Origin of the sequence: Rhizobacter sp. SG703, from assembly GCF_012275445.1 — a bacterium.
Taxonomy (GTDB): domain Bacteria; phylum Pseudomonadota; class Gammaproteobacteria; order Burkholderiales; family Burkholderiaceae_C; genus Rhizobacter.
On record NZ_JAAZQK010000002.1, the window covers coordinates 127,267 to 145,416 of the forward strand.

The window sequence follows — 18,150 nt, forward strand, 5'->3', positions numbered from 1 at the left end:
GCCCCCAGCCCAGCCCAGCCCATCCCCTCACCCGCCGCGACGCGCCAAAGACCGCGAAACACCCTCCGGCATCCAGGCGAGCAAAGCCCGCACCAGCTCCTGCGGATCGATCGGCTTGCTCACATGCGCATTCATCCCGGCCGCGAAGCACTCCTGCCGGTCTTCGTCCATCGCCGCCGCCGTCATCGCGATCACCGGCAGCTGCTCGCCGTTCGGCAACTGCCGGATCACGCGCGTCGCCTGCGGACCGTCCATCTCCGGCATCTGCATGTCCATCAACACAAGATCGAAGGGCGCCTTGCGGACCCACTCCACCGCCTCGAGCCCGTTGTTCGCGACCGTCACCTCCAGCTCGCCGAGCGCCAGGAAGGCCAGCGCCACCTGCTGGTTCACCAGGTTGTCCTCGACCAGCAGCACGCGCGCCCCGCGCAGCGGCTTCAGCTGCTCGGCATAGCCGGCCGTGCGCGACACCACCGGCGCGCTCTGCGTTTGCTCGCCGCGCTGCAGACGCACCACCGTGTCGAACAGCCGCGACGGCGTGATCGGCTTGCTCAGCACGCCCGTCAGCGGCAAACCGTCCAGTGCCTCGCTGACACGCTCCAGCGTGTGCGGCGTCGCCATCGCGACGATCGCCAGCTCGTGCGCGCCCCGCTCCGCTGCGACGCGCCGCGCCTCCAGCACGAAATCGAGGTCCGCCGATCGCCAGTCCAGCAACAGCAACTCGTACGGCGACTGCGCGTCGGCACGCTTGAGCTTGTGCATCGCATCGGCCGCGAACGCCGCGCTGCCGACCTGGAAGCGCCAGCTCTGCAGCACCTGCTGCAACACCACGCGCGCGGTCGGCTGGTTGTCCAGCACCAACGTGCGCATGCCGCGGATCGCGTGCAGGTCGATGCGCTCGGCACCTTCGCGCGCCAGCCCGAAGCGGGCATTGAAGGTGAACAGGCTGCCCTCGCCCGGCGTGCTGCGGACCTCGATCGTGCCGCCCATCAGCTCGACCAGGCGCTTGCAGATCGCAAGACCCAGCCCGCTGCCGCCGTAGCGGCGCGCGGTGCTTCGCTCGGCCTGGCCGAACACCTGGAACAGCTGCCCCGCCTGCTCGGGCGTCAGCCCGATGCCGGTGTCGCGCACGCCGAAGCGCAGCTCGACCCCATGCTCGTCGCGCGACACCAGCGCGGCGCTGACGACGATCTCGCCGCGCGGCGTGAACTTGATCGCGTTGCCGACCAGGTTGTTCAAGACCTGCGTCAGCCGCAGCGCATCGCCGAGCAGGCGCTGCGGAATGGCCTCGTCGATCTCGAACACCAATTCGAGCCCGGCCTCCTCGATGCGCACCGCGAACAGGTTGCCGACGTTCTCGATCGTGTCCTCGGCGCTGAATTCCTCGTTCTCCAGCACGACCCGGCCGGCCTCGGCCTTCGAGTAGTCGAGGATGTCGTTCAGCAGCGAGAGCAAGGCCTTCGACGAGGTCTGCACCTTGCCGAGGTGGCTGCGCTGCTGCGCGTCGAGCTTGCTGTCGAGCACCAGCTGGGTCAGCCCGATGATGGCGTTCATCGGCGTGCGGATCTCGTGGCTCATGCTGGCCAGGAACAGGCTCTTCGCCGCATCGGCCGCCTGCGCCTGGTCGCGCGCGGCCGCCAGCTCGCGGCTGCGCCGGCGCTCGTCCGCATGCGCCTGCGCGAGCCGCACGTACATCAGACCGTTCTCCAGCAGCAGTTCGTACAGCACCACGCTGCAGGTCAGCAACCCGTACAGCCGGCCTGCGTAGAAGCCGAGGTCGTAGCGGCCGCCGTTCAGCATCGCCGACAACGCGGTGTCGAACAGCCAGGCGCACAGCGCCACCATCAGCCAGCGGTCGAGCACCGAGGGGCGGCGCTGCTTCCACAGCAGCGCAAGGGTCAGCAGCGTGACGACGCCGATGCCGCCGACCATGCCGCGCAGCAGCGGCGTCGATTGCGAACCCTGCATCACCGCCGGCAGCAGCGGTGCGCCGACGGTGGCCAGCGCGATCAAGCCGAACGCCAGCGCGGCGGTGGCCAGCGGCAGCGCGAACGCCGACCGCCGCTCGGCGCGCGGCGTGGTCATCGCTCGCGCCGGCCACGCATAGGCCAGCACGAACAGCGGAAAGCCGAGGTGCCAGAACGTGTAGATCCACGCGGTGCTGTGCGGCCCGGCGCCCAGCAGCCCGTCCGGTGCGAACAGCCCCGGAAAGCTCAGCGCATGGCCGATCACCAGCAGCGAGGCGAACAGGTAGCCGCTGGCCAGCACCGACAGCCGGCGCGTGCGCAGCACGCGCGACTGGCCGAACAGCAGCACCGCGGTGATCAGGTCGTTGACGACGACCGCGGTCTCGTAGAGGGCGATGAAGGCGGGGAACGGTGCCAGCTTGACCTTTGCAAACGGTGCCAAAGCCACGAACACCAACACCGACATCACGATGATGGTGGTGGCGCGCCGGCGTTGCGCCGGGCTCGCGGCCTGGTCCGGCAGGAAGGCCGGGCCGTCATCGTCGGGTGCTGCCGCTGATCCGTGCCCGATGACCGGCACGGCGGCGCCATGGCTGTTCCCCACGCCACCTCCTTGATGGCCGGCAAGCCGGCCTGTGCGTGTGCGCGCTCATGCGAGCGTCGTGACTGACCTGACCGTTATGCCTGGAAGCAGGTCATGACGCAACAATTGAAACCCGGAGCGAAGCGCGGTTGAAACGCGCGCGTCGCACACTGCGCTTCGTCATTCCGACCGAGCGAGGCCTTCCATGAGCGACTCCCTGTTCCTGCCGCGCGAGCTGTTCACGGCCCCGGCATCGGCGAGCTCCATCCGCCAGGCGCCGCCGACCGATGCGGTGCTCGACGACCTGCGCCGCATCGCGCGGCCGGCGGCCGCGTCCGCCGACAGCTTCGGCGGCGGCACGAAGAATCGCCGACGCCAGCCGCGCGACCCGAACGCGCCGAAGGTCGACCTGTGGCTGGACCTTGCCGCCTGATTCAGGCCTGCAGCGCCGCGCGCAGGTAGACGCGCAGCATCTCCTTCAGCTCCGACAGTGCCGCGCGCGTGCCCGGCGCGCCTTCGGCGTTCAGCGTGACCGCCGCCTTCATCACCTGCTGCACCGCCACCGCGACCGCCGCGAGCCGCGCCTTGGCGAGCCCGGGCGCATGCGGCGCAAGGATCTCGGCCAGCTGCACGCGCATCGCCTGCCGCACCGCCTGCACCTGCTCGGCCGGCGCGCCGGGCGAATCGACCAGCCGCGCAAACGACGGATGGGCCGCGCGGAATTCGATCAACGCAACCACCAGCCGCGCACTCAGCTCGTCGACATGCCAACCGGCGCTCGCGTCGACCATCGCCGCGAGCCGCTGCCGCAGCGCATCGGCCTGCAGCGCGATCACGCCCTGCGCCACGTCGGGCTTGGTCGGGAAGAACTGGTAGAGCGAGCCGATCGACGACTCGCCGCGCGCCGCGATCTCGGTCATCGTCGCCGCGTCGTAGCCCTTCTCGGCGAACACCTGGGCTGCGGCGCCGAGCAGCACCTCGACCCGCTGGTGCCCGCGCTGGCGACGCACCCGCTCGACGGGCGCGGCAGCACCCGGGTCGGGCACGCTGGACTTTTGTGAATACTTCCTCATAAAATTAGTTTTGCGAGGACTCCCTCACAAATTGACGATCCCAGAGTTCAGCCACAGGAAAACGCATGCTATCCGTTGACGCCCTCTTTCTCGATGCCGAGCCGCTGGACGCCGCCCGCACCGCGCTCGTGCTGATCGACCTGCAGCAAGGCATCGTCGGCTTCGGCCGCGCGCCGCACGACGGCGCCACGGTGCTTGCCAACGCCGCCGCGCTGGCCGACCGCTTCCATGCGCTGAACGCGCTGGTGGTGCGCGTGAAGGTCGGCTGGCATGCCGATTTTCCCGACCTGCTGGCGCAGAGCACCGACCAGCCCGCCCCGCTGCCGCCAGGCGCCCTGCCGGCGCATTGGTGGGACGACCCCGAAGCGCTGGCCGGCGCGAGCGGCGACCTGCAGATCGTCAAGCGCCAGTGGAATGCCTTCCACGGCACCGAGCTCGACCTGCAGCTGCGCCGGCGCGGCATCGAGACGCTGGTGCTGGGCGGCATCGTCACGCACATCGGCGTCGAAGGCACCGCGCGCGCGGCCTGGGAGCTCGGCTACCAGCTGGTGATCGCCGAGGACGCCTGCAGCGCGCCGCTGGCCGAGCCGCACCGGGCTTCGATGCAGTACGTGATGCCGCGCCTCGGCCACGTGCGCAGCACCGCACAGATCCTGAAGACACCGACCGACACGGTCTGACATTCGAGGCGCCGTCATACTGTCGGCCATGTCCGCTTCCCGTGTCGTCTGGCGCGCCCTGCTCGCGCTGCTGCTGGTGTTCAGCCAGCAGCAGGCGGTGCTGCACGTGCTGGGGCATGCACTGGACGACCAGCGGCAATCGCTGGCGGCCTCGGCGCAGGCGGATGGCGCGCCGATGGCGCAAGCCGCCGACATCGACGCGCTGTGCGCGCAGTGCCTGGCCTTCGCGCAGCTCGACCACCCGGCCACGCCGCAGGTGGCGCAGCCCGCCGGCTCGTCGGCCCGCTTCGAGCTGCCCGCGACCGCCGCGATCACCGCGCGCGATGCGCGGTTCGAGCCGGCCTACCTGAGCCGCGCCCCTCCGTTCTTGACGCTGTCCTGAGCCGCCCACGCCCTTGAATGGGTCCGGCGTTCGCGAAGACCCCCCGCTCGCCCTGAGCTTGTCGAAGGGCTGGACTGAGCCTGTCGAAGGCCCGTTGTTCGCTCCATTCATTTCCCGCCCGCGCGTCCGCGCCGCGGGCCACTGGATATCGCATCATGAAGATCCCCTCCCTCCTGCCGGCGTGCCTTGCGCTGGCTGCCAGCGCGGCCGCGGCCCACGAGCCCGGCGCCCATGTGCACGGCGTCGCCGAACTGCGCATCGTCGTCGACGGCCCGCAACTGCAGGTCAGCCTCGAGAGCCCGCTCGACAACCTGATCGGCTTCGAGCACGCGCCGCGCACCGACGTCGAACGCACCGCCGTGCGCCATATGGCGCGCACGCTGCGCGAGGTCGGCAGCGTGTTCGCGCCGAGCGCCGCCGCGCAGTGCCGCGCGAGCGGCGTGCAGCTGGCGTCCTCGGCCGCGCTCGGCGAATCGATCGCCGCGACACCGGCCGACGGCGACGGCCATGCCGACCTCGATGCCGATTTCAGCTGGACCTGCGACCACCCGCAGGCGCTGACCGGTGTCGACGTCGACCTGATGCGCCACTTCCCCGGCCTGCGCCGGCTCAAGGTGCAGGTGGCTGCGCCGTCGGGCCAGCGCGCCGTCGACTTGGTGCCGGGCCGCCGGAGCGTGACATGGTGAGCGCCGCACCGGTGCTGCAGGTGCGGCAGTTGCGCTTTCGCTGGAAACCCGCGTTGCCGCCCTGCCTCGACATCGACGACTTCGGCGTGCGGGCCGGCGAACGCCTGTTCCTGCACGGCCCGAGCGGCAGCGGCAAGAGCACGCTGCTCGGCCTGCTCGGCGGCGTGCTGGTGCCCGGCAGCGGCAGCGTGCGGGCGCTCGGCCAGGAGCTCTCGGCGCTGCCCGGCGCGGCACGCGACCGCTTCCGCGTCGACCATGTCGGCTTCGTGTTCCAGCAGTTCAACCTGGTGCCCTACCTGAGCGTGCTCGACAACGTGCTGCTGCCATGCCGCTTCTCGGCGCTGCGTGCCGCGCGGGCGCGCGCCGCGTCCGACGGCGACCTGGCGCACGAGGCACGCCGGCTGCTGGAGGCGCTGGACCTGCCGCGCGCGCTGCTCGCGCGGCCGGCCACGCAGCTGTCGGTCGGCCAGCAGCAGCGGGTGGCCGCAGCGCGTGCGCTGCTCGGCCGGCCCGAGCTGGTGATCGCCGACGAGCCGACCTCGGCGCTCGATGCGGCCACGCAGCAGCGCTTCATCGAGCTGCTGCTGCGCGAGTGCGAAGCCGCGCAGGCGACGCTGCTGTTCGTCAGCCACGACCGGCGGCTGGCCGCGCACTTCACGCGCGAGCTGGCGTTGGCCGACCTGAATCGCGCCGCCGTGCTGCAGCAGGAGGCGGCATGAGACCCTTGTTGCAGATCGCGTTCGCGAGCGCGTGGAACCGCCGCGCGACGCTCGGCTTGGCCATCGCCGCGATCGCGCTGTCGGTGACGATGCTGCTCGGCGTCGAGCGCAGCCGGCTCGCGGCGCGCGAGGCCTTCGCGCAATCGGTGTCCGGCACCGACCTGGTGGTGGGTGCCCGCACGAGCCCGGTGCAGCTGATGTTGTATGCGGTGTTCCGGCTCGGCGAGGCGACGAACAACATCCGCTGGAGCAGCGCCGAGGCGCTGGCGACGCGGCCGGGTGTGGCGTGGACGATCCCGCTGTCGCTCGGCGATTCGCACCGGGGCTTCGCGGTGCTCGGCACCACCCCCGGCTACTTCGAGCACTTCCGCTATGGCTACCGGCGGCCGCTGGTCGTCGCCGACGGGCGCGCCTTCAGCGGCACGGTCGACGGCGTGTTCGAGGCGGTGGTCGGCGCCGAGGTCGCGCGCTCGCTGCATTACGCGATCGGCCAGCGCATCACGCTGAGCCATGGCAGCGGCGGGGAAGGCCTGGCCGAGCATGCCGACAAGCCGTTCACCGTCGTCGGCATCCTCGCGCCGACCGGCACGCCGGTGGACCGCACGGTGCACATCAGCCTGCAGGCGATCGAGGCGATCCACCTCGACTGGCAAGGCGGCGCGCCGATCCCGGGTCTCGCGATCGCACCGGACCTGGTGCGCAAGTTCGACCTGGCGCCGAAGACGATCACCGCGGTGCTGGTCGGGCTGCAGCAGCGCGGCGCGGTGTTCCGGGCGCAGCGCGAGATCAACGAGTTCGACGGCGAGCCGCTGCTCGCGGTGCTGCCTGGCGTCGCGCTCGACCAGCTGTGGCAGGTGGTCGGCGTGGTCGAGCGCACGCTGCTCGCGGTGTCGGCGCTGGTGCTCGTGGTCGGGCTGGCCGGCTTGGTCGCCGTGGTGCTCGCGAGCCTGAACGAGCGGCGGCGCGAGCTGGCCATCCTGCGCTCGGTGGGCGCCGGGCCGCGCCACGTCGCGGCGCTGCTGGTGGCCGAGAGTGTCGGCGCGACGCTGATCGGCACGCTGGCGGCGCTGGCGCTGCTGGCCGGCGTGTCATGGCTCGCCGGGCCGTGGCTGCAGGGCCAGTTCGGCAGCGCGCCGCCGCCCGGCGTGTCCGGCGCGGGCGAATGGAAGTTGATCGGCCTGGTGCTCGGCGCCGGCCTGGTGGCCGGGTTGTTGCCGGCGTGGCAGGCCTGCCGCCTGTCGTTGTCGGACGGCTTGACGCCACGACTGTGATGAAAGGAATCGCGATGAAAACGATCTGGTGTGGCGCGCTGGCGGCTGTGCTGGCCTTGTGCGCTGCCTGCAGCGATGCCGCCGACGGCCCGAAGGTGGACGACAGCCCGAAGACCGACGCGGCCGACTACCGCATCGGCGACAAGCTGGCCCCCGCTGTCGCGGCACGGGCGGCGAGTGCTGCGGTGGCCGGCGGCTACAAGCTGACGAGCTGGGAAGACCTGACGCCGAAGGACTGGGACCCGATGAAGGACGTGCAGGCGCTGAGCTTCCGGATGTTCGGTGACGGCGACCCGCGCGCGCAGGCCGCGCTCGACCGGCTGAAGCGCGCGTGGAACAACGCGCCGACCAATGCCGCGATGGACCAGCAGCGGGTGCGCATCGCCGGCTTCGTCGTGCCGCTCGAAGGCGAGAGCGACCAGCTGCGCGAGTTCCTTCTCGTGCCCTACTTCGGCGCCTGCATCCACGTGCCGCCGCCGCCGGCCAACCAGACCATCCACGTCAAGCTCGCGAAGCCGCTGGCGGGCGTTCGCACGATGGACGCGCTGTGGGTCAGCGGCACGCTGCACACGGCGTTCAGCGACACGGCGCTCGGCACCTCGGGGTACCGGATGGACGGGGACGTGACCGAGGCGTATCGGCGCAGCCGCTGAGGGTCGGAGGCAGGCGCGGCATCAGATCGGACCATGGCTCATTGCAGTCGTTCGAACAACAAGAAGAACTCATCCGTACTCGCGTCGCCAAGATGCTCCAGCAGCGTCTTGCCGTTGAATTCTTCCTGCAACAGGTCTTGCTTGTGAGCGGGCTTCCAACCCGGGCTTTCAACGAGCTCTTCCAGCAAGGCAAGCAGTGGCGTGGCATCAACCGGATCGCGCAGACAACATTCGACCAACTTGCTGCGCCATGCCGTCTGTGCGTCCTTCGTCACCTGCACCGCCCGCCTTCGCGTTTCGGTGGCCTTCGCCACTGTGCCAGTGAGCTTGGATGGCGACGCAAGCACCCTCGGTGACAGTGCGCGCCGTGATTTTCTCGTGTCGACAGTTCGGTCCTGCAGCAGCTTTCGCAACGTCTTGCTGCGCTCGCCCCAGCGCTGCCAGTCCGTCGGCAGTCCCGTCGATTGTTTCCACGCGTCGAAAGTGTTCGCCACCTCTTCGCAGCCCTTGCGCCATTCGTCGCGACAGGGGTCGTCGCACCTCGACCAGTTGTCGTGGTTCGCAAGAAGCGTCAGGAGCAGAAAGAACTTCTCTTCGTTGGCTCGGGTGACCGGCATCGCCAGCAGGTGCTTGAAGGCCTCAACGGACGACTGGATCGCTTCCTGCCATTGCACCGCACTGAGCGTGTCCAGCCCGGCATCAAAAGCGTTTCCCTTCTTCAAGCATTCCCGTGCCCACATCAGGTCAAGGAAATCCGTGTTGTCTTCAGCGGCCACGATGACATCGTTGTGGAGGTTCCTCCGGGCTTTGGCCGCCCTGTCGGTGCCGGTACAGCGCGAGATGCGCAGCAGTTCTCTGGCACCCACCTCGCCATACTCGACCAGGACGCCGCCCTGCAGGTGCTCCAACAACCTTGCCAGCAGCCCACGGTCCAGCGCTGGCAAGGCGTCGTCCTTCGAAAAGAGGAACTTGTCTTTGCAAAGAATGTTTTCCGGCGGGAGCGACAACTTCGTAATGGGGTGTCCGAGGCTGCTGGCCTGGGCGTACAAGATGCTCCAGTGCCTGACGCCACACAACTCGACTTGATCCCTCCGATTCAGGTGCGAAAGATCCAGGCATCCATCATGGACGAATGAGCATGCCAAGGTCACGGCAGGCTCATGCGCATCGGTCTCGCTGGAAGGAGCGAGCTGTCTGATGGCAGCAAATGCTTTGCGAGCAAGCAAGGTTCCGAACGAAGGAAACGCGGACAGGAAGTTCGTCGGTGCAGCGATGGAATCGCCGCCCTCTTCTCGATGCATTGGGAGCGACGACCGCGCCGAATTGCGATTGACGGCCATCGTCGTCATCGTCGGCTTGCGCGGGGAGCCCGCTCCCGTCTGCGGGGGCGGACCCTCACCGTTCGGAACGGCACGTGGCATGACTTGCGTGGGATGCGGATTCATGATTGCGCTGGTTACTGCGATCCCGCTGAGTGACAACAACCCACCGGCCGGTTCCCCGGACGGCAGCACAGGGCGACCGATGCGTTCATCGCGCTTCTCTGCAGCCGAGACTGCGTTTCCGGCAGTTGGTCGCAAGCCGCTGGGCGCGCGAGCGGCGGACTCCTAGAGTTCACTCCATCGCAGCCCCGCTGCCCCGCCACACCAGGAGCCCATCATGACCAGCCGCCTCTCCGCCGTCGCCTTTGCCTTCGCCCTGTTCGCCACCGCATCGCTGGGTTTCGCCGCCCAGGCCCACAGTGCAGCTCACACTGCGGCGCGCGCCAAGGCCGAAGCCGAAGCCCGCCTGCCGGTGGTCCAGATGCCGGCGGTGATGGTGATCGGCAAGCGCGTGAAGGCGGTCGACGCCTGAACGCCCTGCACCGAATCGATTCCTCCGCCTGAAGCCATCTCCCCCATGTGATCTCCGGCTTCAGGTGTTTTTCCTTCAAGAATCGCGAATCTGAAATCTGTCCTGCTGCGAGACCGCTGCAGACCTCAGAGGCTGCTCAGCCAATCATCGCGAATTTTCTTGAATTCAGTCAATTCCTTTGGGAAATTCTGAAGTTCCACTTCGGGATCGAGCACTCCAACCCCCGTTGAGTACAAGATGTCATACTTGTCCTCAAAATCCAGATTGCTGTTTATTATCTCTTGCATCACGTTGAGCGCGTCAGCTGCCTTCGTCCGAGAGAAGGATGAATTCATTCGATTTCTGAAATAATCAAAATTGTGGGCGACCTTGATAGGAGAAGCGTCGGGCACGAGCTCGATATTTTTCGGAGCTTGATTCGATGAGTGGATTAATTCCTTCACGGCAGAGGTCAATCTACAATACTCAGACGACACCAGTTTACCCCCGTAGACTCTGCTCTCATCCCACTGTATGCAGTTCATCTGATTCAGAATCGACAGCTTCTCGCAAGGCGCCATATCGCTCTCGACAACCTGCCTGCCGATGCGAATCACGACGAAGGGGTCAGAGCCGCCCACGGCATCGCGCATCTTTCCTTCCAACAGGGAAGAACCATCATGATCACCGACAAAATTGTTGTCGACCAAAGACTCGTATTCTGCGTTGTCTCTAGGTGCCCTGCAAAAGCGGGTCAGCAAATCTTGCATATTTTCCAGTTGCACTCCTTCTGCGCAATCCCTGATAGCAAGCAACAGCTCACCCAGATTTTTGAATTGCGCTGTGGAAAGATTCCTCGTCAATGAGCACGCCCCGCCCACTTGCATCAAATCACATATCTCGCAAAAAATATCATGTCTTCCATAAAAATTTGCCTTGTAAACCTCCCATAGCGAATTCAACCAATCAACCGTCAACTTCACCGCCTGGAGAGTTGGCGAATCGAGGCATTTACACATGTCAACCTTCAATGCCATCAGGCCGTGCAAATCACCATAGCTTCTTGCATCATCAAATTTCTTTTGCAACCAATGAACCCTGAGGTCAACAACCCCGGGCAACGAATAATATGAAACTCGCAAATACCGATCACCCTTTCCAATCATGATATTCAGTTCTCGCTGACGTTTCTTGACCCATTGTTCGTAACTTTCAACGCGGAAACGTCTCGCGGATACCGCATGAGTGGGTCACCGCCCTACCGTGCGCCCAACTCGCGCACACGATAGGATCTGCGCCTTCCCCCTCTGCACCCACCCCGCGATGGACAGCCTCGACCTGCAAGTGCTCACCCAATCGCGCCAGTGGCGCGCCGACGGCCATGCCGTCTGGCTGGTCACCGTGCTCGAAACCTGGGGCTCCGCCCCGCGCCCGCCCGGTGCGCTGCTCGCGATGCGCGACGACGGCCTGGTGGTCGGCTCGGTCTCCGGCGGCTGCGTCGAAGACGACCTGATCGAGCGCGTGCGCACCGGCGAGCGCGTCGCCCGGCCGCAACTCATCACCTACGGCGTCAGCAAGGAAGAAGCCGCCCGCTTCGGCCTGCCCTGCGGCGGCAACCTGCGGCTGGTGCAGGAGCCGCTGCTCGACACCGCCTGGGTCGACGAGATCCTCGCGCGCACGCAGCGGCATGAACTGGTCGCGCGCCGGCTCGACCTCGACACCGGCACGGTGCAGGTCGAGCCCGCATCGCGCGGCGACAGCTTCAGCTTCGACGGCCGCACGCTGCGCGCGCTGTTCGGCCCGCGCTGGCGGCTGCTGGTGATCGGCGCCGGGCAGCTGTCGCGCGTGCTCGCGCAGATGGCGCTGGCGCTCGATTTCGAGGTGACCTGCTGCGACCCGCGCGAGGAGTACCACCTCAGCTGGGACGTGCCGGGCACCCGCTTCAGCAAGGCGATGCCCGACGACCTGGCGCTCGAGATGCAACTCGACCCGCACAGCGCGGTGGTGGCCGTCACGCACGACCCGAAGCTCGACGACATGGTGCTGCTGGAGGCGCTGAAATCGCCGGCCTTCTACGTCGGTGCGCTCGGTTCGCGCAGCAACACCGCGAAGCGCCGCGAGCGGCTCGCGTTGTTCGACCTGTCGCCGGCCGAGATCGACCGGCTGCACGGCCCGATCGGGCTGAACCTGGGCGGCAACTCGCCGGCCGAGATCGCGGTGTCGATTCTGGCCGAGATCATCGCGGTGCGGCATGGCGTGGGCGTCACGCAGAAGAAGCCGGCGGCGGCCGGCGCCACGCTGCCCGCCTGACCCGGAGCGCTGCGCTTGATCCCCTGGCTGCGCGACGCCCGCACCCCGCTGCCCGACACCCGCCTGGCCCTGCCGCCCGGCTCGGACGCCCCCGGCCTGCTGGCGGCCGGCGGCGAGCTGACCCCCGAGCGCCTGACCGAGGCCTACAGCCACGGCATCTTCCCGTGGTACAGCGAAGGCCAGCCGGTGCTGTGGTGGTCGCCCGACCCGCGCATGGTGCTGCCGGTCGACGAGTTCAGGCTGTCGCGCTCGCTGCGCCAGACGCTGCGCCGCTTCGCGCGCGACCCGGCCTGCGAGCTGCGCATCGACAGCGACTTCGCCGCGGTGATCGGCGCCTGCGCCGGCACGCCGCGCGAAGGCCAGGACGGCACCTGGATCCTGCCGGAGATGGTGCAGGCCTACCGCCGCTGGCATGCGCTCGGCGCGGTGCACAGCTTCGAGACCTGGATCGGCGGGCAGCTGGTCGGCGGGCTGTACGGCGTGTGCCTCGGGCGCATGTTCTTCGGCGAATCGATGTTCTCGCACGTCACCGACGCGTCGAAGATCGCGGTGTCGGGGCTGGTCGCGTTCTGCCGCGCGAACGGCATCACGCTGATCGACTGCCAGCAGCGCACCCGCCACCTGGCGTCGCTGGGTGCGCGCGAGGTGCCGCGCGAACAATTCGAAACCGGTTTGCCCCCCAGACTCAGGGAACCCCCGGTGCGCGAATGGTCCTATGATCGTTCGATGTGGGCGCTGCTGGATCCGGGCGCCCCGGTGCAGGAACCCGGTCCGTGACCCATCCGAAAGAGCTACCGCTCGCCTCGCTGCAGTTTTATGCCACCGCGCCGTACCCGTGCAGCTACCTGGGCGGCCGGATGGCGCGTTCGCAGGTCGCGACGCCCAGCCACCTGATCCATGCCGACGCCTACTCGGGCCTGGTGGCCAACGGCTTCCGGCGCAGCGGCATGTTCACCTACCGGCCTTACTGCGATGGTTGCCGCGCCTGCGTGCCGCTGCGGGTGCCGGTGACCGGCTTCGAGCCGACGCGCAGCCAGCGCCGCGCGTGGAAGCAGCATCAGGCGCTGCAGGCCCGTGTGCTGCGGCTGTGCTTCGTGCCGGAGCACTACCAGCTCTACCTGCGCTACCAGGCCGGCCGCCACAGCGGTGGCGGCATGGACAACGACAGCATCGACCAGTACACCCAGTTCCTGCTGCAGAGCCGCGTCAACTCGCGGCTGGTCGAGTTCCGCGAGCCGTCGTCCGACGGACTGGGCACGCTGAAGATGGTGTCGATCCTCGACATCCTGAACGACGGCCTGTCGGCGGTGTACACCTTCTACGAGCCCGAACCACGCACCAGCTACGGCATCTACAACGTGATGTGGCAGATCGAGCAGACGCGGCTGCTGAAGCTGCGCCACGTCTACCTCGGCTACTGGATCGGCGAGAGCGACAAGATGGCGTACAAGGCCGATTTCCGGCCGCACGAGGTGCTGGTCGACGGCGAGTGGCGCGCCGCGCCCCGCGAGTGACGCTCAGTCGCCCAGCCGGCTGAGCACCTCGTCGGCCAGCGCAAGGCTGGCCGTCAGGCCCGGCGATTCGATCCCGAACAGGTTCACCAGCCCCGGCACCCCATGCTCGGCCGGCCCGTCGATGCGGAAATCCCCCGCCGGCTCGCCCGGGCCGACGAGCTTCGGCCGCACGCCGCTGTAGGCCGGCTGCAGCGCGCCGTCGGGCAGCGCGGGCCAGTAGCGGCGCACCTCGGCGTAAACAGCCTCGGCGCGCGATGGGTCCACGGTGTAGTCGATCGGGTCTTGCGTGTCGTCGGCCAGCCACTGCACATCCGGCCCGAAGCGCGCCTGCCCGCCCAGGTCCAGTGTCAGGTGCACGCCCAGCCCGGCGCGCTGCGGCAGCGGGTAGATCAGGCGCGAAAACGGCGCACGACCGGCCAGCGAGAAGTAGTTGCCCTTGCAGAAGCGGGCCGGCGGTTGCGCAGCGGCCGGCAGGCCGGTGGTCGATCGCGCGAGCGCGGGCGCCCACAGGCCTGCGGCATTGACGACGATGCGGGCCGCCAGTTCCATCGGCTGCTCGCCGCCGACCTCGATGACGTGCTCGCCCGGGGAGGTCCGCACCGCTCGAACCGGCGAGGCCAGCGCCACCATGCCGCCGTGCCGTTCCAGGTCGCCCTGCAGCGCGAGCATCAACCCGTGGCTGTCGACCAGGCCGGTCGATGGCGACCACAGCGCCGCCAGGCAGGTGAGCGCCGGCTCCATCGCCCGCGCCTGCGCCGTGTCGAGCGGCACCAGGTCGTCGACGCCATTGGCCGCCGCCTGCGCCTGCAGGGCCTGCAGCCCGGGCAACTGCTGCGCCTCGGTCGCCACCAGCAGCTTGCCGCAGCGGCGGTGCGCCACGCCGTGCGATTCGCTGAATGCGTAGAGCTGCCGCTTGCCCGCCACGCACAGGCGGGCCTTCAGGGAACCGGCCGGGTAGTAAAGCCCCGCGTGGATGACCTCGCTGTTGCGCGAGCTGATGCCGGTGCCGATGGCGTTCTCACATTCGAGCACCAGCGTCTCGAGGCCGCGCAGCGCCAACCCGCGCGCCACCGCCAGCCCGACCACCCCAGCCCCCACCACCACTGCTTCGACACGGTCCATGCGGCATTGTCGCCAGCCCGGCCGGTCGTGCGGCGGCGTTCAGCGCGTGCGGCCCGCCGGCGCCACGTCGACCAGATGGCGCAACTGCCGCTGCAGCCGGATCTCGCCCGGCCGCAGCAGTTCGTCGCACAGGTCTTCGAGTTGCGACTTCAGCCGGTCGAAAGCCTGCGGTGCCATCAGGCACTGCAGCCCGTGCGGGCACTCCAGGCCGTCGGCGAGGCAATCGGCCTTGTCGGCGCAGCCCAGCCGCTCGTCGGCGATGAAGCGGCGGATCAGCGCCATCGCGCCATCGACATCGCTGGCCAGCACCGCATGCCGCAGTTGCATGGCCATCTCGAGCCCACTGAGAACAGCCGCGTCTTCCGGTACGGCCACCGATGCACCCATGCGCGCTCCAGGTCGGAAACACGCTGAGTGGCCTGCCGGGGCGTTCCAGTTCCCAGGTCCGTGCGGCCCCCGTGTCAGACGTAGCGGTTCAGCAGGTTCTCCATCGCCTCCTGGCGGCCCGACTTCGGCGGCACGTCGGTGTTGCGGTGGAGCACGCGCTGCGCCACCGCGTCCAGCGTCAGCTCGCCGTTGAGCACCTGCTGGCCGAACGCGCCGCGCCAGCCGGCGTAGCGCTGCTGCACCGCCGATTCGAGCTTGCCGTCCAGGATCATCCGTTCGGCCGCCAGCAGCGCGCGGGCGCACAGGTCCATCGCGCCGACGTGGCCGTGGAACAGGTCTTCGGCATCGATCGACTGGCGCCGCACCTTCGCGTCGAAGTTCAGCCCGCCGCTGGTGAAGCCGCCGGCGCGCTGGATGTGGAACATCGCGAGCGCCATTTCCGGCAGGTTGTTCGGGAACTGGTCGGTGTCCCAGCCGCACTGCATGTCGCCGCGGTTCATGTCGATCGAGCCGAAGATGCCGAGCGCGGCCGCGGTGGCGATCTCGTGCTCGAAGCTGTGGCCGGACAGCGTCGCGTGGTTGGCCTCGATGTTGACCTTCACGTCGTTCTCGAGCCCGTAGGTCTTCAGGAAACCGTACACGGTGGCGACGTCGAAGTCGTACTGGTGCTTGGTCGGCTCGCGCGGCTTCGGCTCGATCAGGATCGGGCCCTTCAGCCCGATCTTGTGCTTGTGGTCGACCGCCATCGAGAGCAGCCGGCCCATCTGCTGCAGCTCCGACTTCAGGTCGGTGTTCAGCAGCGTCTCGTAGCCCTCGCGGCCGCCCCACATCACGTAGTTGGCACCGCCCAGGCGCACGGTCGCGTCCATCGCCTCCTTGACCTGCAGCGCCGCCATCGCGAACACCTCGGGGTCGGGGTTGGTGGCCGCGCCGGACATGAAGCGCCGGTGCGAGAACAGGTTGGCCGTGCCCCACAGCAGCTTCACGCCGGTGGCCTGCTGCTTCTCGCCGAGCAGGTCGACGGTGCGGCGCAGCCACTCGACGCTCTCGCGCGGCGTGCTGCCTTCGGCGACCACGTCGCGGTCGTGGAAGCAGTAGTACGGGATGCCGAGCTTGCTGAAGAAGTCGAACGCGACATCGGCCTTCACGCGCGCCTGCTCGATCGGGTCGGCGATCTGGTGCCACGGGCGCTGGAAGCTGTCGCCGCCGAACGGGTCGCGGCCGTCCCACACGAAGCTGTGCCAGTAGCAGGCGGCGAAGCGCAGCTGCTCTTCCATGCGCTTGCCGAGCACGACGCGGTCCTTGTCGTACCAACGGAAGGCGAGCGGGTTGTCGCTCTCGGGGCCCTCGTACTTGATCGGCGCGATGCCTTTGAAAAACTCTGTCATGGCAATGTCTCCTGGTGAGGGTCAGGCTGCGGCAAAGGCGGCCCGCAGCGTCGGGTACAGCGTCTTGAAACGGTCGTGGCGGGCCCGCAGCGCGTCGCGGCGCGCCGCGGGCTCGGGCAGGTATTCGGTGTTCAGTTCGGGCGCGAGGCAGACATCGGCCTCGCTGCCGCCGGTCGCCAGCCAAGCCAGACGCGCGGCGCCCAGCGCGCCGCCGGCCTCGCCGCCGTGCACGGTGCGCACCGGCACGCCGTACAGCGTCGAGAACAGCTGCGCCCACAGCGGGCTGCGCGAGCCGCCGCCGACGATCGTCAACGGGCCGACCTCGGTGCCGGCGGCCTGCAGCGCATGCAGCCCGTCGAGCATGCCGAAGGCGACCCCTTCGAGCACCGACCAGCCGAGGTGCGCCGGCGTCGTGTCGTGCGACAGCCCGAAGAACACGCCGCGCGCCTTCGCATCGTTGTGCGGCGTGCGCTCGCCGCCCAGGTAGGGCAGGAACAGTGGCGCGGCCGCCTGGCCGGCCGCATCGAGTGCGCCGACATCCTTCAGCAGCGCGCCCTCGTCGCCCGCGCCGACCAGGTGCGTGACCCAGCTCAGGCAGCTGGCGGCCGACAGCATCACGCTCATCTGGTGCCAGCGGCCCGGCACCGCATGGCAGAACGCATGCACCGCCGACGCCGGGTTGGCACGGAAGCGGTCGGTCACGACGAACAGCACGCCGCTGGTGCCGAGCGAGATGAAGCCTTCGCCCGGGCGCACCGCGCCGATGCCGACCGCGCTGGCCGCGTTGTCGCCGCCGCCGCCGGCCACCGGAATGCCGCGCGGCAGGCCCCAGGCATCGGCCAGGGTGTCGCGCAGCTGGCCCGACACCGCACTGCCCTCGACCAGCCGCGGCATGCGTTGCTCGCTCAGGTTGCTGGCGGCCAGCAGCTCGCGCGACCAGCGGCGCTGCGCCACGTCCAGCCACAGCGTGCCGGCCGCGTCCGACATCTCGCTGACCTTCTCGCCGGTCAGCTTCAGGCGCAGCCAGTCCTTGGGCAGCAGCACGCAGCGCGTGCGCTCGAACAGTTTCGGCTCATGGCGCTGCACCCACAGCAGCTTCGGCGAGGTGAAGCCGGGCATCGCCAGGTTGCCGGCGATCTCGGGCAGCGCGGGCAACCGGCGCTGCAGCTCCAGGCATTCGGCAGCGGATCGCACGTCGTTCCACAGGATGGCCGGGCGCAGTACCTGGTCGTCCGCGTCGAGCAGCGTCGCGCCGTGCATCTGGCCCGACAGGCCGATGCCGCGCACCCGCGCGAACTCGGCCGGCGCCTGCGCGCGCAGCGCGGCCACCGCCGATTCGGTGGCGGCCCACCAGTCGGCCGGGTCCTGCTCGGACCAGCCAGGCTGCGGGCGCGACACCGTCAGGCGCGCGCCGGCAGTGGCCACGATGCGGTGGTCGTCCTGCAGCAGCAGGACCTTGACTTCCGAGGTGCCGAGGTCGATTCCGAGGTACATGGCGAGCGTCGGCGCAAGGCCGGGAGGGGCAACGCCCGCCACTTTAGTTCATCGGACAAACAAAATACACCACTCGCTTTCCCGAAGG

The 18,150-nt window shown here is 68.7% G+C and carries 19 protein-coding genes; 11 read left to right on the forward strand and 8 right to left on the reverse strand.

What is annotated here, in order from left to right; all coding sequences use genetic code 11:
- Positions 1-27: 27 nt before the first annotated feature.
- Positions 28-2,571: a response regulator gene (locus tag FHT26_RS03555; RefSeq protein ID WP_168558810.1), complete on the reverse strand. Its 2,544-nt coding sequence runs from the start codon at positions 2,569-2,571 to the stop codon at positions 28-30.
- 184 nt (positions 2,572-2,755) lie between these two features.
- On the opposite strand from FHT26_RS03555, the gene FHT26_RS03560 reads away from it, so the two are divergent.
- Positions 2,756-2,983, forward strand: coding sequence for a hypothetical protein (locus FHT26_RS03560; protein WP_168558811.1), 228 nt, complete (start codon positions 2,756-2,758; stop codon positions 2,981-2,983).
- Between the two features lies 1 nt (position 2,984).
- On the opposite strand, the gene FHT26_RS03565 is transcribed toward FHT26_RS03560, so the two are convergent.
- Positions 2,985-3,596, reverse strand: a complete 612-nt coding sequence (locus tag FHT26_RS03565) for a TetR family transcriptional regulator (protein ID WP_210427240.1) — start codon at positions 3,594-3,596, stop codon at positions 2,985-2,987.
- A 92-nt stretch (positions 3,597-3,688) separates the two neighbouring features.
- Between FHT26_RS03565 and FHT26_RS03570 the strand changes: the two genes are divergently transcribed.
- The 6 genes from FHT26_RS03570 (at position 3,689) to FHT26_RS03595 (ending at position 8,014) form a co-directional block, all read left to right on the forward strand.
- The gene (locus FHT26_RS03570; protein WP_168558813.1) at positions 3,689-4,303 is read left to right on the forward strand and encodes a hydrolase; all 615 of its coding nucleotides are present in this window, start codon (positions 3,689-3,691) and stop codon (positions 4,301-4,303) included.
- A 28-nt stretch (positions 4,304-4,331) separates the two neighbouring features.
- Positions 4,332-4,685: a hypothetical protein gene (locus FHT26_RS03575; RefSeq protein WP_168558814.1), complete on the forward strand. Its 354-nt coding sequence runs from the start codon at positions 4,332-4,334 to the stop codon at positions 4,683-4,685.
- A 155-nt stretch (positions 4,686-4,840) separates the two neighbouring features.
- Positions 4,841-5,371: a DUF2796 domain-containing protein gene (locus FHT26_RS03580; RefSeq protein ID WP_168558815.1), complete on the forward strand. Its 531-nt coding sequence runs from the start codon at positions 4,841-4,843 to the stop codon at positions 5,369-5,371.
- Entirely contained in the window at positions 5,365-6,090 is a 726-nt protein-coding gene (locus FHT26_RS03585; protein WP_168558816.1) for an ATP-binding cassette domain-containing protein, read from the forward strand. Before FHT26_RS03580 ends, FHT26_RS03585 begins: the two co-directional genes overlap by 7 nt.
- Positions 6,087-7,361, forward strand: a complete 1,275-nt coding sequence (locus tag FHT26_RS03590; protein WP_168558817.1) for an ABC transporter permease — start codon at positions 6,087-6,089, stop codon at positions 7,359-7,361. Before FHT26_RS03585 ends, FHT26_RS03590 begins: the two co-directional genes overlap by 4 nt.
- A gap of 14 nt (positions 7,362-7,375) precedes the next feature.
- The gene (locus FHT26_RS03595) at positions 7,376-8,014 is read left to right on the forward strand and encodes a DUF3299 domain-containing protein (protein ID WP_168558818.1); all 639 of its coding nucleotides are present in this window, start codon (positions 7,376-7,378) and stop codon (positions 8,012-8,014) included.
- Positions 8,015-8,052: 38 nt separating this feature from the next.
- Here FHT26_RS03595 and FHT26_RS03600 read toward each other — a convergent pair whose 3' ends face one another.
- Complete coding sequence (locus FHT26_RS03600) at positions 8,053-9,363, reverse strand: hypothetical protein (protein WP_168558819.1); 1,311 nt, start codon at positions 9,361-9,363, stop codon at positions 8,053-8,055.
- A gap of 310 nt (positions 9,364-9,673) precedes the next feature.
- Here FHT26_RS03600 and FHT26_RS03605 point away from each other — a divergent pair, with 310 nt between their 5' ends.
- Positions 9,674-9,868, forward strand: a complete 195-nt coding sequence (locus FHT26_RS03605) for a hypothetical protein (protein ID WP_168558820.1) — start codon at positions 9,674-9,676, stop codon at positions 9,866-9,868.
- 125 nt (positions 9,869-9,993) lie between these two features.
- Here the strand turns inward: FHT26_RS03605 and FHT26_RS03610 are convergent, their stop codons facing one another.
- On the reverse strand, positions 9,994-10,935 hold the full coding sequence (locus FHT26_RS03610) for a hypothetical protein (RefSeq protein WP_168558821.1): 942 nt from the start codon (positions 10,933-10,935) through the stop codon (positions 9,994-9,996).
- Between the two features lie 235 nt (positions 10,936-11,170).
- Here FHT26_RS03610 and FHT26_RS03615 point away from each other — a divergent pair, with 235 nt between their 5' ends.
- Genes FHT26_RS03615 through FHT26_RS03625 form a run of 3 tightly spaced genes read left to right on the forward strand, consistent with a single transcriptional unit; the run spans position 11,171 to position 13,671 of the window.
- On the forward strand, positions 11,171-12,157 hold the full coding sequence (locus FHT26_RS03615; protein WP_168558822.1) for an XdhC family protein: 987 nt from the start codon (positions 11,171-11,173) through the stop codon (positions 12,155-12,157).
- Positions 12,158-12,172: 15 nt separating this feature from the next.
- On the forward strand, positions 12,173-12,934 hold the full coding sequence (gene aat, locus FHT26_RS03620) for a leucyl/phenylalanyl-tRNA--protein transferase (RefSeq protein ID WP_490362768.1): 762 nt from the start codon (positions 12,173-12,175) through the stop codon (positions 12,932-12,934).
- On the forward strand, positions 12,931-13,671 hold the full coding sequence (locus FHT26_RS03625; RefSeq protein ID WP_168558823.1) for an arginyltransferase: 741 nt from the start codon (positions 12,931-12,933) through the stop codon (positions 13,669-13,671). The genes aat and FHT26_RS03625 overlap by 4 nt, the downstream gene beginning before the upstream one ends.
- Positions 13,672-13,674: 3 nt before the next feature.
- Here the strand turns inward: FHT26_RS03625 and FHT26_RS03630 are convergent, their stop codons facing one another.
- The 4 genes from FHT26_RS03630 to xylB all read right to left on the reverse strand — a co-directional run bounded on the left by FHT26_RS03630 (position 13,675) and on the right by xylB (position 18,062).
- Positions 13,675-14,793, reverse strand: coding sequence for an NAD(P)/FAD-dependent oxidoreductase (locus tag FHT26_RS03630; RefSeq protein ID WP_168558824.1), 1,119 nt, complete (start codon positions 14,791-14,793; stop codon positions 13,675-13,677).
- Between the two features lie 39 nt (positions 14,794-14,832).
- The gene (locus tag FHT26_RS03635; protein ID WP_168558825.1) at positions 14,833-15,180 is read right to left on the reverse strand and encodes a hypothetical protein; all 348 of its coding nucleotides are present in this window, start codon (positions 15,178-15,180) and stop codon (positions 14,833-14,835) included.
- A 74-nt stretch (positions 15,181-15,254) separates the two neighbouring features.
- Positions 15,255-16,568, reverse strand: a complete 1,314-nt coding sequence (gene xylA, locus FHT26_RS03640) for a xylose isomerase (RefSeq protein ID WP_168558826.1) — start codon at positions 16,566-16,568, stop codon at positions 15,255-15,257.
- A 21-nt stretch (positions 16,569-16,589) separates the two neighbouring features.
- Entirely contained in the window at positions 16,590-18,062 is a 1,473-nt protein-coding gene (gene xylB / locus FHT26_RS03645) for a xylulokinase (protein ID WP_168558827.1), read from the reverse strand.
- Positions 18,063-18,150 lie beyond the last annotated feature (88 nt).

Coding starts and splice junctions, on each gene's coding strand:
- FHT26_RS03615 (WP_168558822.1), top strand. CDS start 11,171: ATGGACAGCCTCGACCTGCAAGTGCTCACCCAATCGCGCCAGTGGCGC.
- xylA (WP_168558826.1), bottom strand. CDS start 16,568: ATGACAGAGTTTTTCAAAGGCATCGCGCCGATCAAGTACGAGGGCCCC.
- FHT26_RS03595 (WP_168558818.1), top strand. CDS start 7,376: ATGAAAACGATCTGGTGTGGCGCGCTGGCGGCTGTGCTGGCCTTGTGC.
- FHT26_RS03560 (WP_168558811.1), top strand. CDS start 2,756: ATGAGCGACTCCCTGTTCCTGCCGCGCGAGCTGTTCACGGCCCCGGCA.
- FHT26_RS03600 (WP_168558819.1), bottom strand. CDS start 9,363: ATGACGACGATGGCCGTCAATCGCAATTCGGCGCGGTCGTCGCTCCCA.
- FHT26_RS03590 (WP_168558817.1), top strand. CDS start 6,087: ATGAGACCCTTGTTGCAGATCGCGTTCGCGAGCGCGTGGAACCGCCGC.
- FHT26_RS03575 (WP_168558814.1), top strand. CDS start 4,332: ATGTCCGCTTCCCGTGTCGTCTGGCGCGCCCTGCTCGCGCTGCTGCTG.
- FHT26_RS03585 (WP_168558816.1), top strand. CDS start 5,365: ATGGTGAGCGCCGCACCGGTGCTGCAGGTGCGGCAGTTGCGCTTTCGC.
- FHT26_RS03580 (WP_168558815.1), top strand. CDS start 4,841: ATGAAGATCCCCTCCCTCCTGCCGGCGTGCCTTGCGCTGGCTGCCAGC.
- FHT26_RS03570 (WP_168558813.1), top strand. CDS start 3,689: ATGCTATCCGTTGACGCCCTCTTTCTCGATGCCGAGCCGCTGGACGCC.
- FHT26_RS03635 (WP_168558825.1), bottom strand. CDS start 15,180: ATGGGTGCATCGGTGGCCGTACCGGAAGACGCGGCTGTTCTCAGTGGG.
- FHT26_RS03605 (WP_168558820.1), top strand. CDS start 9,674: ATGACCAGCCGCCTCTCCGCCGTCGCCTTTGCCTTCGCCCTGTTCGCC.
- FHT26_RS03630 (WP_168558824.1), bottom strand. CDS start 14,793: ATGGACCGTGTCGAAGCAGTGGTGGTGGGGGCTGGGGTGGTCGGGCTG.
- xylB (WP_168558827.1), bottom strand. CDS start 18,062: ATGTACCTCGGAATCGACCTCGGCACCTCGGAAGTCAAGGTCCTGCTG.